At 61.3% G+C, this 15,136-nt stretch carries 18 protein-coding genes and 1 tRNA gene; 11 read left to right on the top strand and 8 right to left on the bottom strand.

Annotated features, from left to right (window positions below; genetic code table 11):
• Nucleotides 1–16 precede the first annotated feature (16 nt).
• Together F2982_RS17655 and F2982_RS17660 are read left to right on the top strand one after the other, a co-directional pair.
• Nucleotides 17–931, top strand: coding sequence for a PhzF family phenazine biosynthesis protein (locus F2982_RS17655; RefSeq protein WP_112715281.1), 915 nt, complete (start codon nucleotides 17–19; stop codon nucleotides 929–931).
• Nucleotides 932–1,068: 137 nt separating this feature from the next.
• Nucleotides 1,069–1,144 (top strand) — tRNA-Lys (locus F2982_RS17660).
• 79 nt (nucleotides 1,145–1,223) lie between these two features.
• Here F2982_RS17660 and F2982_RS17665 read toward each other — a convergent pair.
• The 3 genes from F2982_RS17665 to F2982_RS17675 form a co-directional block, all read right to left on the bottom strand.
• Nucleotides 1,224–1,532 carry a hypothetical protein gene (locus tag F2982_RS17665; protein WP_112715279.1) on the bottom strand — a complete coding sequence of 103 codons (309 nt, stop codon included), beginning with the start codon at nucleotides 1,530–1,532 and terminating at the stop codon, nucleotides 1,224–1,226.
• Between the two features lie 86 nt (nucleotides 1,533–1,618).
• The gene (locus F2982_RS17670; RefSeq protein WP_203428599.1) at nucleotides 1,619–2,323 is read right to left on the bottom strand and encodes a YoaK family protein; all 705 of its coding nucleotides are present in this window, start codon (nucleotides 2,321–2,323) and stop codon (nucleotides 1,619–1,621) included.
• An 87-nt stretch (nucleotides 2,324–2,410) separates the two neighbouring features.
• Entirely contained in the window at nucleotides 2,411–2,605 is a 195-nt protein-coding gene (locus F2982_RS17675; protein ID WP_203428600.1) for a hypothetical protein, read from the bottom strand.
• Nucleotides 2,606–2,867: 262 nt separating this feature from the next.
• Here F2982_RS17675 and F2982_RS17680 point away from each other — a divergent pair, with 262 nt between their 5' ends.
• Complete coding sequence (locus F2982_RS17680) at nucleotides 2,868–3,023, top strand: entericidin (protein ID WP_112715273.1); 156 nt, start codon at nucleotides 2,868–2,870, stop codon at nucleotides 3,021–3,023.
• A gap of 39 nt (nucleotides 3,024–3,062) precedes the next feature.
• Here F2982_RS17680 and F2982_RS17685 read toward each other — a convergent pair whose 3' ends face one another.
• Complete coding sequence (locus tag F2982_RS17685; protein WP_203428601.1) at nucleotides 3,063–3,467, bottom strand: hypothetical protein; 405 nt, start codon at nucleotides 3,465–3,467, stop codon at nucleotides 3,063–3,065.
• A gap of 310 nt (nucleotides 3,468–3,777) precedes the next feature.
• Between F2982_RS17685 and F2982_RS17690 the strand changes: the two genes are divergently transcribed.
• Nucleotides 3,778–3,966 carry a hypothetical protein gene (locus F2982_RS17690; RefSeq protein ID WP_112715269.1) on the top strand — a complete coding sequence of 63 codons (189 nt, stop codon included), beginning with the start codon at nucleotides 3,778–3,780 and terminating at the stop codon, nucleotides 3,964–3,966.
• A 3-nt stretch (nucleotides 3,967–3,969) separates the two neighbouring features.
• Here the strand turns inward: F2982_RS17690 and F2982_RS17695 are convergent, their stop codons facing one another.
• The 4 genes from F2982_RS17695 to F2982_RS17710 all read right to left on the bottom strand — a co-directional run bounded on the left by F2982_RS17695 (nucleotide 3,970) and on the right by F2982_RS17710 (nucleotide 5,873).
• On the bottom strand, nucleotides 3,970–4,206 hold the full coding sequence (locus tag F2982_RS17695) for a hypothetical protein (RefSeq protein WP_112715267.1): 237 nt from the start codon (nucleotides 4,204–4,206) through the stop codon (nucleotides 3,970–3,972).
• Nucleotides 4,207–4,264: 58 nt separating this feature from the next.
• Nucleotides 4,265–4,495 (bottom strand): hypothetical protein, encoded by a 231-nt coding sequence (locus F2982_RS17700; RefSeq protein WP_203428602.1) that lies wholly within the window; start codon nucleotides 4,493–4,495, stop codon nucleotides 4,265–4,267.
• Nucleotides 4,496–4,566: 71 nt separating this feature from the next.
• Nucleotides 4,567–5,502: a DMT family transporter gene (locus F2982_RS17705; protein WP_130278078.1), complete on the bottom strand. Its 936-nt coding sequence runs from the start codon at nucleotides 5,500–5,502 to the stop codon at nucleotides 4,567–4,569.
• A gap of 110 nt (nucleotides 5,503–5,612) precedes the next feature.
• Nucleotides 5,613–5,873, bottom strand: a complete 261-nt coding sequence (locus tag F2982_RS17710) for a hypothetical protein (protein ID WP_203428603.1) — start codon at nucleotides 5,871–5,873, stop codon at nucleotides 5,613–5,615.
• A gap of 218 nt (nucleotides 5,874–6,091) precedes the next feature.
• Between F2982_RS17710 and F2982_RS17715 the strand changes: the two genes are divergently transcribed.
• From F2982_RS17715 to F2982_RS17745, 7 genes are all read left to right on the top strand, one after another.
• Nucleotides 6,092–7,540: a DHA2 family efflux MFS transporter permease subunit gene (locus F2982_RS17715; RefSeq protein WP_203428604.1), complete on the top strand. Its 1,449-nt coding sequence runs from the start codon at nucleotides 6,092–6,094 to the stop codon at nucleotides 7,538–7,540.
• 275 nt (nucleotides 7,541–7,815) lie between these two features.
• Complete coding sequence (locus tag F2982_RS17720; RefSeq protein WP_112715257.1) at nucleotides 7,816–8,871, top strand: response regulator; 1,056 nt, start codon at nucleotides 7,816–7,818, stop codon at nucleotides 8,869–8,871.
• Nucleotides 8,872–8,900: 29 nt separating this feature from the next.
• Nucleotides 8,901–9,452, top strand: coding sequence for a DUF924 family protein (locus F2982_RS17725; protein ID WP_199629109.1), 552 nt, complete (start codon nucleotides 8,901–8,903; stop codon nucleotides 9,450–9,452).
• A gap of 128 nt (nucleotides 9,453–9,580) precedes the next feature.
• A complete protein-coding gene (locus F2982_RS17730; RefSeq protein WP_246777564.1) occupies nucleotides 9,581–12,160 on the top strand; it encodes a mechanosensitive ion channel family protein in 2,580 nt (859 codons plus the stop codon).
• Nucleotides 12,161–12,283: 123 nt separating this feature from the next.
• On the top strand, nucleotides 12,284–12,547 hold the full coding sequence (locus F2982_RS17735; RefSeq protein WP_112715253.1) for a hypothetical protein: 264 nt from the start codon (nucleotides 12,284–12,286) through the stop codon (nucleotides 12,545–12,547).
• 214 nt (nucleotides 12,548–12,761) lie between these two features.
• Nucleotides 12,762–13,592 carry a response regulator gene (locus F2982_RS17740; RefSeq protein ID WP_112715251.1) on the top strand — a complete coding sequence of 277 codons (831 nt, stop codon included), beginning with the start codon at nucleotides 12,762–12,764 and terminating at the stop codon, nucleotides 13,590–13,592.
• Nucleotides 13,593–13,801: 209 nt separating this feature from the next.
• Nucleotides 13,802–15,133 carry a diguanylate cyclase gene (locus F2982_RS17745; RefSeq protein ID WP_203428605.1) on the top strand — a complete coding sequence of 444 codons (1,332 nt, stop codon included), beginning with the start codon at nucleotides 13,802–13,804 and terminating at the stop codon, nucleotides 15,131–15,133.
• Nucleotides 15,134–15,136 lie beyond the last annotated feature (3 nt).

Consider the following 15,136-nt stretch of genomic DNA (forward strand, 5'->3'; position numbering starts at 1 on the left):
ATTCAAGGAGGCCGATGTGGCGCGCAGCTACAGCGTCTACGATGTGTTCACCGACCGCAAGCTCGCCGGCAATCCGCTGGCCGTCATCTTCGACGGCGAGGACCTGAGCGACGAGGCGATGCAATCGATCGCCCGCGAAACCAATCTGTCCGAGACCGTCTTCGTCCAGAAGTCGGCTAATCCCGCCTATAGTGCCAGGATCCGCATCTTCACGCCGGGCCGTGAACTGCCGTTTGCCGGTCATCCGACCGTGGGTACCGCGATCGCGCTCGCCGAGCGCACGCATGGCAGCGATGCGACGCTCGATCTCGTCTGCGTGCTGGAAGAAAATGTCGGGCCGGTGCGCTGTGCGGTGCGGCTGCGCGAGGGCGTCGCGAGTTTTGCCGAATTCGATCTCCCGCGCAAATCGCAGCAGATCGCCATGCCGCTCGAAAAGCTCGGTATCGCCAACGCGCTGTCGCTGAAGGTGACGGAGATCGGATTCGAGAATCACGTTCCGTCGATCTGGAGCGCCGGCGTGCCGTTCCTGCTCGTGCCGATCCATGACATCGGTGCGGCCCAGCGCATGGAGTTCGATCCGCAGCTTTGGGAAAAGACGGTGCCCTTCGTCGATGGCGCACTGGCTTCCGCCTATATCTACTGCCGCGGCGGGGTGAACCATTCGGCGAAGTTCCACGCACGGATGTTTGCGAGCGGAATGGGGATCGTCGAGGACCCGGCGACCGGTTCTGCGGCGGCTGCACTCTCCGGAGCGATTCACCATTTCGACCGTCTGCCCGATGGTCATCACCCGATCACCATCGAACAGGGTGTGGAAATGGGCCGTCCCTCGATTATCCACCTTCACATGGATGTCGAGGCTGGAGCGATCTCAAACGCCCGGATTGGCGGCCAGGCAGTGCGTTTGGCCACGGGTTCGCTCGACCTTTGATTTCATTGCATTTCAGCCATGCAGAAAAAAATCGAAGAATTTTTCGAGGGGCGCTAGACAAGGTCGAATATCCTGTTTATACGCCCCCTCACACCGCGCCGAGAGGCACGGGACACCGAGCGGAAACGCAAGGGAATGGGTGATTAGCTCAGTTGGTAGAGCAGCTGACTCTTAATCAGCGGGTCGTAGGTTCGAGCCCTACATCACCCACCATCTTCTCCTTGAAAAGATTGAAGATAAAGCGCCGCAGCGCCCCACCAGGGGCGCTGCGCTTTTGCGTTTTGGAAGGCCGCTAGCGCGGGAATTTGTTGTAGAAAGATTCCGGATCGTAGACGCAGGCGTAGTCGAGAACGCATTGCTTTCCGGTGGCGTCCCGGAGGCTCGTGGTCGCCCATTTGTCGCCCAGCCGGCACTGCGATGGCGGGTGGCGGAAACTGCGGCCGCCGATGCCGATCCGCACGAAGACGGCCGGGTTCTGGCGGATGATTTTCGCGAGTTCGCTGCAGGTGTGATCGCGGGCCTTGACCTCGATGGCATCCAGGGCGAAGGCGGCCGACGGCAAAAGCACTGCGGCGGCGAGTGCGGCGATGACGATCTTCATATGCGGATTCCCTCTCATGCGCGGCGGCAGGAATTGTCTCTGGCCTCCATCATCAGATGGTTGCGTTTTCCGGCCAGACAAGCCCGTCAGCGCGCGATCGCGGTGCGTCTGATGTAGCGGGCGCAGAGAGCCAGCAGGATGACGCTGAAGGCGCAGAATACGCTTCCGTCCGCCGCCTTGTATCCGATCACGCCAGCGACGCCGCCAAGCAGGAAAAACAGCACTGTCGCAGCATGCAATGTCAGGCGGCGGACGATCTGCGGGCGTTCCGGTGCGGCCTTGCCGCCGATCAGCAGCGCGAGACCGACGCCGATATCGGTGGCGATGCCCGAGACATGGGTGGTGCGCACGCGGCTGCCGGAGATGCGCGTCGAGGCGGCGTTCTGGATGCCCATGGTGAAGCTGAGGAGCCCGGCGATGGTGATGCCGTTCGCGGCCGGTCCGACGCTGCCGGCATAGAGCCCCACGGCGAGCAATAGCGCCGCTTCGGAGAGCAGCGTCAGGGCATAGATGTTGGCAAGCCGCCGCTGCTTGCCGACCTCGATGAACAGCGAGGCGCTGAAGGCGCCGAGCACGAACATCACGACGATCATCAGGAAGGCGAGGGCAGCGCTGAATTCGCGCACCGACATGTGATCGGAGATCATCGAGACATTGCCGGTCATGTTGGCGGAGAAATAGCCGAAGGCGAGGAAGCCCGCGCTGTTGACGCCGCCCGCCACAAAGGCGAGCACGGCTGCGAGAAGAAGATCGATCTTGGATGTGCGGCTGTCGCCTTCGTGGACCAGCATATATGGGAAGCTCGCTGAAACGCCTTGAGAGCCCTCAGTCAGCCGTGAGTCTGCGATCGGTGCAAGCCGTGAAAATCATGGGGCAGATCAGGCGAAGATCCGCGCATCGGCGCGGGCGGCGTCTTCCTGGCGGTATTCCCAGCCATCAGGGGTGATGCGGCGCCAGGTGGGCCGTCCATCGCTCGTATAGCTGCCGTCGATCGATTTGCGGGGCGGGAAGGGCGCGGCACATTGGTGCCAGATATAGCTGTTCGGCGGTGGTGGATTCAAAAACCTGGTCAATCGCTTCAACATGGCGAACCCGAGGGTGGTGAGGCCCGCCGCGTTAGGGGTGAGGCGGGCCTTTGAACAGGAGGACATACGCAAAACTGACGCCTCGTCATGGTTGTAGCATCGACGTCGGAAAATCCAGCGTGACACGGGCGTGACATTGGCATTTGCGCGGTTACGTTGAATAAATCGTAGCGAAGCTGCTGCCGCTATTGATTTCGGCACAGGTGGTAACATCTTCATCCCATTGCCAGTTTCGACACAGGGGATATCAATGCCGAAGTCCGCCCTCGCTTTTGTCTGCCTTTCCGCTCTTCTTTTGTCTTCCTGCGGGAATACCGCCTGGGGCCTGAAGAAGGACGGCCAGGACGCGAGCCATGCCATGGACAATGCCACGCATCGTGTTCTCTCGGCCGGTGCCAAGAAGTAGCGCCGCCCGGCCTGCAGGCGGCGCCTTTCGGGCGGCCGCCTAGCGCATCGGCTGCGGCGTCGGCGCGCTGATCGTGCTCTTCGACGAGAACAGCACGAAGGCAAACAGCAGCACGCCCACAAAGACGATCAGCGAGGAGGCGGCGACGAGCGGTTCCATCGCCATATTGCCTTCGAGCATCATGTAGAGCGACGGCACCATGATCACGACGCCGGCCGTATAGATGTAATACTGGATCATCGCGATACGGCGCTCGGCCTTGGCCGGGTTCAGCGCGTAGTAGACGCCGAACAGCGCCATGCTGACCCATCCCAAGAGATTACAGTGCGCATGTGCGCCGATCACCGTATGATCTTCCGATATCGCCATCTTCAGCCCGATGCCGATACCGATGATGAAGAAGATGACCGCGGTTTTGAAGTAAAGTTCAGCTAGACGTGGCATGATGTTTCCCCTCCGTTCGTCTGCAATCAAGACTAGCACTTGTTGCGATCCGGGAAAATGCATGCTTTTCTATGAAGATCTGCTGACGTTTCTTTCCATAAAAAGAAACCCCGCCGGGGGCGGGGCAGCTGGGGAAGTGAGAGTAAAGCGATCTCCATCGCACGATATGAAATAGGGCGGCACGCTTTGCCGGCTACCCCTCATGAGCAGAAATTCCGTGTCCGGTTATGGTTAATTTTTTAACTATATCGGCAGTAGGGTGGAACGGAAGCGAGCTGCTTGCCGTTGTGGCAGCGAACTGGAGGAAACGATGATCTTCAAAATCTTTGCTGCCAAACCCGAAGTCGAAACCGCCGACACCGGCACCTTTGCCGATGGGCATTTCGAAACCCAGCGCATCGACGTCAGCAGCCGGCGTGATGGCCGTTACCGTTCCTCGCATGAGCGTGACTATGGTCCGGGACGCAAGATTGCCGAGGTTCCGCTCGGTCTCGCCTGATCGTCAGGCGGTCTTTTCCGTCAGTGCCCGGAAGGCGAATTTCCGGTTGCACTCACATCTGATGATATAGGTCTCCTGAAAATTGGAGGCCTTTTCCTCGAAGAAGCCGCGCGGCATCTCGTCGATCAGAAATGCCGGATGCTTGCGCGTCGGGTGATCGTCCTCTGAGACCTCTGCGATACCGGTATTGCCGCATTGCGGGCAGGTGAGCTTCTTCGAAAAGCGGTCGCGTGCGGCCATTTCATTTCCTTCCAGATTCACCCGGTCATACAGGCGAACGGCTTTTCAGGAAAGCCGCTCAGGGTGCTGGCGTCTCGATATGCTGTGGTTTCGGCGTCGATCCCGTTGTTGCCGGATCGGGTCCGGGCGATATGGCGACGGTGCCTGCAATGATGACCGCGACAATGGCGCCGGCGATCCCGAAGGTCCAGATCATCCAGCTGCGGCGCTCCTGCTCGTAGATACGCTGTTCCTCCTCGGCGGGAGAAATATAGGGTTGCCGGCCCTCGGTCCTGTTTTTGTCAGCCATGAAAACTCCGTGCTTTTAGGGGGAACAGGCCGATGCCCGGATTGTTCCCGCCACGGAGCTTCAAAACCGGCTCAGTCGGTGGCGACTGTCGTGACCGCAGGCGCCTGGTTGTCGGAGGAGACGACGGCCGTCGGCAGCGGCGTCCCGCGCTTGCGCTCGCGCACCAGAGTCAGCAGGCCGGAGCAGATGATCAGCGCGATGCCGCCTGCCATCGGCAGGTCGATCGTGTCGTCGAAGATCAGGTAGCCGAAGGCGATCGCCCAGATCATCTGGCTATATTGCGGCGGGGCCACGAGATTGGCCGGTGCCAAGCGCGCAGCGGTCATCAGCAGCACGTTGCCGATCGCGCCGAGAATGCCGTAGCTCGCAATGAAGAACCATTCGCGTGCCGTCGGGATGGCGATGTTGGAGACCATCAGCAGGCCGCTGACGATCAGCGTGCCCAGGAGGCCGGCGCCATAAAGCGACAGGCGCTTTTCCGCCGGACCCATGGCGCGCAGGATGACGATCGAAATCGCGGCGCTGATGCCGCCGATCGCGGCTGCCAGGTGGCCGACGGAGAGTTCCCGAAAGCCCGGGCGCAGCACGATCAGCACGCCGATGAAGCCGACGATGACGGCCGTCCAGCGCTGCCAGCGGACATCCTCTTTCAGGAAGATCACCGAGAGGATGGTGACGAAAGAGGGGAGCAGGAACAGCAGGCAGAAGGCTTCCGCCATCGGCAGCTTGGTGAAAGTGATGATCGAGGCGATGGCGCCGATCGCGCCGCAGGCAAAGCGCAGCATCCAGAGAGTGCGGTTCGAGGTCTTTACCAGATCCGTCCAGCTGTCATCCTTGCCCTTGATGAAGGGGAGGACAACGATGCCGAAAGCGCAGCCGAGAAAGGCAATCTGATAGGCGGGGATCGCACCGTGGAGGATCTTGATCGACGCGTCGCTGAAGGCAAAGACGGCGTAGGCCGCGAACGCGACGAGGACGCCGCGAAGCGGCGAGGCAGAGGAGGGCATGACATAGAATCGCGTGAGAGGGATCGCAGCCTTCCATACGCGGGAAATGCCGCCCCAGGCAGGGGCGGCGGCGAATAGCTGCCATGCCGTTTCGGCGGTGCTGTCTGCGCTCAGCGGGCCTCGCTGCGCAGCTGGGCGCCATATTCGCGGTAGATGCTCAGGCAGTCGGTATAGCTCAGCGTGCCGTTATCGCCATAGGCGATATGGACGCTCGAGGCGTCGGTTGCGGCTTGCTCGACGACGAAGAGAATGGCGTCGCCGAGCGATTTGCCCGTGATCGGCAGGTCGCTGCCATCTTCCTTGGTCATTCCTTCGACGGTGGCTGCAATCTTGCGATGGCTGAAAACGGCGCGTCGGTCTTCCGGCGTCATGAAAATGTCCTCAATCGAAAAGGGGGCGATTTGCCCTTACGATCGATGAAACGCCCGGCGGGGCATTTTGTGCCAAAGAGAGTGAACCGATCACGCAAGATTTGACCTTTCCGAAGCCGGATAACGGGCGTATGCACGGTCATCCCCTTTTTGCCGGCCGGTCCGCCCCGGGCCATCCACCGTCGGCGCCACGGAATCGCAATCGCATTGGCTTCTCGATGACCCCGGCTGACATCACAGACAAGATCGACGACGCGGCAAGCGCCCGCCAGGCGAAGGTCGTCGCGCTGGTGGTTGCCGTTTCCTTCTTCATGCAGATCCTCGACGGCACGATCGTCGCCACGTCGCTGCCGCAGATGGCGGCAAGCTTCGGGGTGCAGCCGGTGTCTATGAGCATCGGCATCACCGTCTACATGCTGACCGGCTCCGCCTTCATTCCGCTGTCTGGATGGCTCGGCGACCGCTTCGGCGCGCGGCGTATCTTCCTGATTTCGATCGCCGTCTTTACCGGCGCCTCGTTGCTTTGCGGCCTTTCCGGCAGCCTGACGCAGTTCATCATCGCCCGCGCCATCCAGGGCGCAGGCAGCGCGCTGATGACGCCGGTCGGGCGGATCATTGTGCTGAAGAACGCGCGGAAATCCGAACTGGTCCAGGCGATCGCGCTGATCACCTGGCCGGCGCTGACGGCGCCGGTCGTCGGCCCTGTGCTCGGCGGGTTCATCACCACCTATGCCAGCTGGCACTGGAACTTCCTGATCAACATTCCGATCGGCCTGATCGGTCTCTTCCTGGTGATGCGCTTCGTGCCGGAGCAGAAGGAAGAGGAAGCAGGCAGGCTTGATATCCTTGGCTTCATCCTCAGCGCTCTGGGCTTGACGCTGCTGCTGACGGCGCTGGAGATTTCGGTCAAATGGCATGGCGGGATGCTGCCCGTCGCCGCGATGTTCGCCGGCGGCGTGCTGTTTTCCTACCTCGCGACGCGCCACTTCCTCGTTGCGCAAAACCCGCTGCTCGATCTGTCCGCCTTCAAGGTGCAGACCTTCGCGCTCTCGACGCTCTATGCCGGAACGGCCTGCCGCGTGGCGATCAATGCGACGCCGTTTCTGCTGCCGCTGCTTTTCCAGCTCGGGTTCGGGATGAGCTCGATTGCGGCGGGCGCCTACCTGCTCGTCTACTTCCTCGGCAATCTCGGGATGAAGACGGTGACGACGCCGCTGCTGGCGATCTTCGGCTTCCGCAACGTGCTGGTGTTCAACGGCCTGATCGCGGCGGGCTCGATCATCGTCTGCGGTTTCTTCACCGAGAGCACGCCGCAGGTGCTGATCTATGCCATGCTGTTCATCGCCGGTCTGTCGCGCTCGATGGAATTCACGGCGCTCAATACGCTGGCCTTTGCCGATATCAATTCGGCGCAGCGCAGCTCCGCCTCGACACTGTCGAGCATGCTGCAGCAGGTATCGCTGCTGCTCGGTGTTGCTGTCGCAGCGGCAGCACTCAACATTTCGGCGGCCTTCCGTGCAGCGCCGGAGCCGGAGCTTTCGGACTTCCGCTGGGCGTTTCTGACCGTCGGGCTGATCGGCATCGTGTCCTGCCTGCGGTTTGCCAAGCTGCCGCCGGAGGCGGGTGCCGAGGTTTCGAAGCACCGGCGATACTCAAAAAAAGTCTGATTGCGATGGAACCATTTGGACTTACCGGCGTTTATCGCGCGGGTTAGTGCGTCCTCTTGTGTCTTTTCATTCTTAATCGCGCCTTGGCGGATACTACCGCAAGGTGAAGGTACATTGCAGATGGTGTCGTTTGAAATTCGACGGTCGATATATTTCCGGGGACGGGGCGGATTTGCTGCTGTTTACGCACGATGACCGATACAATACGACAATCCAGAGCAGACGATTCGGCCGCCAGGCAGCCACGTTGCTGCGAGGCAGAGTCCGGAGGCGGAATGGGTGACGACACGGTCGATGCGGGCAAGACGATCCGCATCCTCTACATCGATGACGACGATGCGCTCGCAATGCTGATGCGCCGCAATCTGTCCAGGCGCGGTTTTACCGTCGAATGGGCGGAAGACGGCGCGACAGGGCTGAAGCGTGTTGCCGAAGGCGGCATCGATGCGGTTATCCTCGATCACTTCCTCAAGGCCGAAACCGGGCTCGACATCCTGCCGAAGCTGATGGAACTGCCGGATCATCCGCCCGTCATCTACGCCACCGCGTCCGGTGATACGAGCGTTGCCGTCGCCGCCCTGAAGGCGGGGGCTGACGATTACGTTTTGAAGGGCATCTCGCACGACTATTTCGATCTTCTGGCCGCCGCCCTCGAACAGGGGCTGGAGCGGGCACGCTTCCGCCGCGAGACGGCGCAGGCGCAGGAAGTGATCCGCCAGCAGCGTGACCATGCCGAAATGCTGCTCGCCGAAGTCAATCACCGCATCGCCAACAGCCTCGGCCTCGTCGGCGCGCTGATCCGCATGCAGTCGTCGATGACGACGGACCAGGTGGCGATCGACGCGCTGCAGGAAACGCAGATGCGCATCAACGCGATCGCCAGCGTCCACCGCCGCCTATATACCAACCGCCAGGTCGGTACTGTGCAGATCGACGAATATCTCGGCAGCCTGCTGACCGAGCTCGAGGCGTCGATGCGCGACGACAAGCGGCCGCACCGGGTGGTGCTGGCGGCAAAGCCGGTCAATCTGGCGACCGACAAGGTCATCACGCTCGGCCTCATCGTCAGCGAGCTCGTCACCAATGCCTTCAAATACGCCTATGGCGACGGCATCGAGGGCGAGGTTCGCGTCATCATCGACCAGACCGACGATCTCCTGCGCGTCATCGTCGAGGATGATGGTGCCGGTTTCGATCATGCCGGTCCGGCAAAGGGCACGGGTCTCGGCACGAAGATCCTGACGGCGATGGCCGCTAGCCTGAAATCCGAGCTCGGCTACGACAGGGAACATCGTGGCACGCGGGCAACGCTTGTCTTCTCGATCGGCTGAGCGGCTGACGAAGCGCCGGGGAGGGACGCTTGGCTAAAATCTGTACGCCTGACGAGGTGCTGCGCTTCTGGCTGGAAGAATGTGGCCGTGACATGTGGTTCCGGTCGTCGCTGGCGCTGGACGAGCAGATCATGGCGCGGTTTCGCGACACGCATCTGACGCTTGCCGGCGGCGGCGTCGAGACGTGGCGGGCGACGCCCGAGCAGCGTCTGGCCGCGATCATCGTCCTCGACCAGTTTCCCCGCAATATCTACCGCGCCACGCCGCTTGCCTTCGCGACCGATGCGCTGGCACTGCGGGAGGCGAAGCTCGCGATCGAGGCGGGCGCGGACAAGGCGATTGCGGCGGCGCATCGCTGCTTTTTCTACATGCCATTCGAGCATTCAGAAGTGCTGGCCGAGCAGGATCGCTCGGTGGCGCTGTTCGAAGAGCTGGGTGACGCCGAATATGCCGATTACGCGCGGCGTCACCGCGAGGTGATCGTCAAGTACGGGCGCTTTCCGCATCGCAATGCGATCGTCGGGCGCAGTTCGAGCGAGGCGGAGCTCGCCTATCTCGCGCAGCCCGGCTCCGGCTTCTGACCGGGCATTTTCACATCCGCCTTTCTGTCGCCTTTCTTTGCGATAAGAAGCGGCCTCATTGATTGATAGAATCCTGCGGGGATATTTTGCGGCCCATTCATTTCCTGCTCCGAAGCCTCGTTCTGGTGATGCTGACGATTGCGACGCTGGCACAATCCGCCGGTGTGCCGATGGCGCAGGTCGCCCAGCCGGCCGCACCGGCGCCCGCCGCGCAACCGGCGCCAGCACCGGCAGCCCCGCCTGCAGCCGCTCCTCCCCCAGCGGCCGCGGCTCCCGCAGCCGCTGCGCCGCAGGCTGACGCTCCGCTTGCCAATAGCGGGCTCGAACAGGCTCTGAAGGATATCGAGGGCGCCAAGAAGAAGCTTGCCGCCTATCAGGAAAGCGCCAAGACCAATGCCGGCGATGACGACGCGCTGGTGACGCTTGCCGGTCAGGTGGACGAACTCGGCCGCGGTGTGATCGCTACATCGGTCGGTCTTCGCCCGCGTTTCGATCAGATCAAGAACCGCCTGGCCGAGATCGGCGAGCCGCCGAAGGACGGGCAGCCGCCGGAAGCCGAGATCGTCACCAACGAGCGCAATGCGCTGACGGCAGAGCGGTCGCAGATCAACGCGGTGACTGGCGATGCCGAAAACCTCTCGATGGCGATCAACAAGCTGACCAATCAGGTCGCCGAGACCCGCCGCCGCCTGTTTGCCGCAACGCTGCTGCGCCGGACCGATGTTTCGATGTCGGTGCTCGACGATGCCGGGAGTTCGTTCCTGGTCGAAGTCGGGAAGTTCAATGACGCGCTGACGAGCTGGCTGGTCTTCGTCTGGAAGTTCAAGAGCCTGCCGATGTTTACGGCGCTGTTCCTGTCGCTGGCGACCGCGCTCATCCTGCTTTCCGGCGGCTACCGGATTTTCGGCCGGTATCTGAGGCGCGACGACAGCATCGAGCAGCCGAGCTATATCAGCCGCTTGTCGATCGCCTTCTGGGCCACCGTCATCCGCACCTCGTCGCTTGTCGTGCTGCTCGTCACCTCCTATTTCTTCCTCGACAGTTTCAATGTGCTGCGGCCCGACATCGCGCCTGTTGTCGCGGCGCTGTTTGCGGCGATCGGGCTCATCTATTTCGTGCGGCGCTTCACCAATGCCGTCTTTGCGCCGGGTGAGCCGCACTGGCGCCTGGTGCGCCTCTCCAATCGCGGCGCGCAGTCGATCGGCGCCTGCCTGCTGGCAATGGCGATCGTCAACGCGCTCGACTATTTCTTCGGCAGCATCGGCGAGGCGATGGGATCGCCGCTGGTGCTGACTGTGGTTCGCAGCCTGATTGCGTCGATGATTATCGGCCTGATCCTGATTGCCGCCTCCTTCGGCCGCCCGATGCTGGCCCGCAGCGGCGATCCGGATGCGCCCGGCCGTCATTGGCCGCGCGGCATGGCGATCATCCTTCGGGTGCTCGGTGCCGGCCTGATCATCACGGCGCTGACGGGCTATGTCGGTCTGGCGCGTTTCGTCGCCACACAGCTGATCATCACCGGCGCCATCGTCGTCACCACCTATATCGGCCTCCTGTCGGGCAAGGCGATCTCGAAGACCGAGACCTTTGGCGAGACCTTCATCGGCCGCTTCCTGATGCAGCGTTTCAAGCTTGGTCCCGTTGCTGTCGACCAGGCGGGGCTTGCCGTTGGTCTGGCGATCTACGCCGTGGCGCTGATGACCGGCATTCCGCTGGTGCTGCTGCTCTGGGGCTTCCACATCCAGGATCTGCAGCAGATCGCCTACCGGCTGTTCACCGAGGTTCGTCTTGGCGGCATCAGCATCTCGCTGGTCGGCATCTTCACCGGCATCCTGCTCTTTGCCGGCGGCTATCTGGTGACGCGCTGGATCCAGCGCTGGCTCGACGGCAATGTCATGGCGCGCAGCCACGTTGATCTCGGCGTGCGCAACTCGGTCAAGACAGGCATCGGCTATCTCGGCGTCGGCGTTGCCGCCATCATCGGTGTTTCGGCAGCTGGTATCGACCTGTCGAGCTTCGCGCTCGTCGCCTCGGCTCTGTCGGTCGGTATCGGTTTTGGCCTGCAGAATATCGTTTCGAATTTCGTCTCGGGCCTGATCCTGCTGGTCGAGCGTCCGTTCAAGGTCGGCGACCACGTCGTATCGGGAACGGCCGAAGGTATCGTCACCCGCATCTCGGTGCGCGCGACCGAGATCGAGACCTTCCGCAAGCAGTCGATCATCGTGCCGAACTCGGAGCTGATCAACGCGGCGGTCGGCAACTGGACGCATCGCAACAAGGTCGGCCGTTCGGAGATTCCGGTATCCGTCAGCTACGATGCCGATCCGCAGAAGGTGATGGATATCCTGCTTGAGCTCGTCAACGCCGTGCCGCAGGTGCTGCGCAATCCCGAGCCGCATGTCGAGTTCCTGCGCTTCGGAACCTATTCGCTGGATTTCGAGCTGCGCTTCATGCTCGCCGACATGGGTGACGGGTTGAAAGTGCGCAACGGGCTGCGCATCGCCATCCTTCGCCGCTTCCGCGAGGAGGGGATCGAGATCCCGCTGCCGCAGAGCGACATCACCTATCATCGCGACAATGCGACGCCGCCGCTCATCCAGGCGAAGGACGAGCCGGAAGAAAATCCTAAGGATAACGAGACAAAGGAAGAGGGCGGCCAGGTACGCCAGTTGCGCGGCAAGACAGCCGATGGCAAGCTCAAGGGCTAAGGGGCCTTATTCAGCGGCCGTTCACGGGCGGCCGGCTATAAGGTTCGGGTAATCGGGTTTTCGCTGCTGGGGGCAGCAGCGCCGATATGCTCCTGGGGAGGGCGCGTCAACGCGCCGTTACGAATGGCAAGACTTGCCGCCGGATTGCTTCTTTCCCTCTTCGCCGCCTGGGGCGCATCAGCGGCGACCATCACCAATACAGACCCAGCCGCGGTCGTCCTCGTGATCACCGAGGGCGGCAACAAGGTGGAGATCGTCGTCGATAGCGGTGCTTCCGAAAACCTCTGCGCATCCGGCTGTTTCATGACGACGCCCGACGGCGATCGCATCGGCCTCGATGGCGGCGAGACGATCGAGATCGTCAAGGGTTCGGCAGTCATCAAGTAAAGCGCTTGCGCCCGGAACGGGGTTGTAGCCGCTGACGGCCTGCGCAGCCCTTGCGGGCGCTTGCGCATAATCTTTTAAGCATAAGCAAAAGAAGGTATCGGGCGGGCGCTGCAAGAACTTCCGGGCGGTTTTCCGGGGCGTTCGATTAATAATTATTCAAATGAATTGATATATCTGTCCCATCGAGGGGCACATTTTCATTCAAAGGTTTGCTATGTCGTTTTTAGGTATTTCGGGAATGCAATATTCCGGCGAAATGTTTGCGGGTGCGCGTATTATTCTTGCCGAGGATTCCAACGTCTTCACGTCGATGGTCAGTAAGCGGCTGAAGGAGTTGTTCGACATCACGGTCGAAGTATGCCGTGACTTCGAGGAGCTGCAGCTCGCCTACGACAAGTCGTCCGATCCGATCACGTTGGCGATCTCCAACATCAACCTGCCGGGCGCCGAAAAGGGTGAGGCACTGGAATATCTGGTCGATCTCAGCATTCCGACCATCGTCTTCACCGGCACGTTCAACGAGACCCTGCGTGACGAGCTGATGGCCAAGGACATCGTCGACTATATCCTCAAGGACAATGTCTTCGCCGTCGATCTCCTGTCGGAATCGATCTGCCGCTTCCTCACCAACAAGCGCCATCACGTACTGATCGTCGATGACAGCGCGACGGCCCGCGCGCTACTCTCCAGCCGCCTGAAGCGCTATAATTTCCGCGTCAGCGTTGCCGAAAGCGGCGCCAAGGCGCTCGAAATCCTCAAGGCCAATCGCGACATCGGCCTGATGGTCACCGACTACAACATGCCCGATATCGACGGCTTCGAGCTGACACGCCGGATCCGCGCCAATATCGGCTCGCATGAACTGCGCATCATCGGCGTTTCCTCGTCTTCGAACCGGCTGCTTTCTGCCCGCTTCCTGAAGGCCGGCGGGAACGATTTCATGCTGCGCCCGTTCATCGACGAGGAGTTCTATTGCCGCGTCAATCAGAACCTCGACACTTTGCTGCAGATCAAGACGATGAAGCGAGAGCGAGCGGTTGCATAGTTCGACAATCTTCCATGACGGATTGTGGAGGGCCCCCGGATGAACGAGGGCCCTGCTTCCGTTGTTAAGAGAAGTCGAATTTTTGCAATTTCAGGTTATTTTAGAGCCCGCTTGGCTCTTCACCCAATTGGGTGTGTCCGCTATCGTCCGAGCCGTTGTGGAAAGAGTCGATTCGACTCTCTCTTGCAGCACGGGGAGTAGGGGACTGAATGGCTTTCCAGGCGGATTTCAATCGGGACAGTTCCGCGCCGCGTTTCGGCGGCCATAAGATACTGCTGGTTGAAGATTCCCGCATGTTTTCCGCCGTTTTGTGCCATCGCTTCCAGACGGAGCTCGGCCTGAACGTCAAAGCCTGTCCTTCGCTCAAGGCGCTGAAGGAGGCGCTGGCCCAGGATTCGCACGGCTACACAATGGCCGTCGTCGATCTCAATCTGCCGGATGCGCCCTATGGCGAGGCGCTGGACTGCGCGATCGAGCGCAAGATTCCGGCAATCGTCTTTACCGCGACATTCGACCTCGAGACGCGCAACAGGATCATGGAGCGCAATGTCATCGACTATGTGCTCAAGGACAATGAATTCGCGCTCGACAATCTGGTCTCGACCGTCCGCCGGGCGATCACCAATCGCAAGACGCGGGTGCTTGTCGTCGATGACGTCGCTTCGGCGCGTCAAGTGCTGGTCGATCTCCTGACGGCGCAGCAATATATGGTGGTCGAGGCCAATTCCGGCCTCGAAGCGCTGGCGGCGCTGGAGGCCTATAGCGACATCGAGCTGGTGGTCACCGATCATCACATGCCCGACATGAGTGGCTATGAGCTGACGCGGCGCATCCGTCACCGTTTCGGTTCCGACAAGATCCGGGTGATCGGTGTGTCCTCGTCCAACGACAGGATGCTTTCGGCGAGTTTCCTGAAGGCCGGGGCGAGCGATTTCGTCTACCGGCCCTTCGTTGCCGAGGAGCTGCAGTGCCGTATCGCCAACAATGTCGAGACGCTGACGCAGATGAAGCAGCTGCGCGCTGCTGCCGCCTGCGATTATCTGACAGGTCTCTATAACCGGCGCTATTTCTACGATTACGGCCCGAAGGTCGTGAACGAATGTCTGCGCCAGAAGTCGGCGAGCTCGGTCGCCATTCTCGACATCGACCATTTCAAGCGGCTGAACGACACCTATGGTCACGAGATCGGCGACAAGGTGCTGATCGCGGTCGCCGCGCGGCTGGCGACGATCTTCGAGGGCAGCGACAATCTTCTGTCGCGCCTCGGCGGCGAGGAATTCGCCATTCTCTTCCCGATGATGGATTCGCAGGCGGCGACGAAGCTTTGCGACGAGGTGCGCTCGGATCTGTCGCGGCTCAAGGTTTCGGCCGACGACGAGGAGCTGTCGGTGACCGTTTCGATCGGTGTCGCCGAAATTGCCGGTTACGAAACCTTCGAAAACTATCTGAACGCTGCCGACCAGTTCCTCTACATGGCCAAGCACAAGGGCCGGAACACGGTCTATTCGGATGCCCGCATGACGGAAGAAGCGGCGCAATAGGCG

Origin of the sequence: Rhizobium sp. BG4 (genome assembly GCF_016864575.1) — a bacterium.
Classification (GTDB): Bacteria; Pseudomonadota; Alphaproteobacteria; order Rhizobiales; family Rhizobiaceae; genus Rhizobium.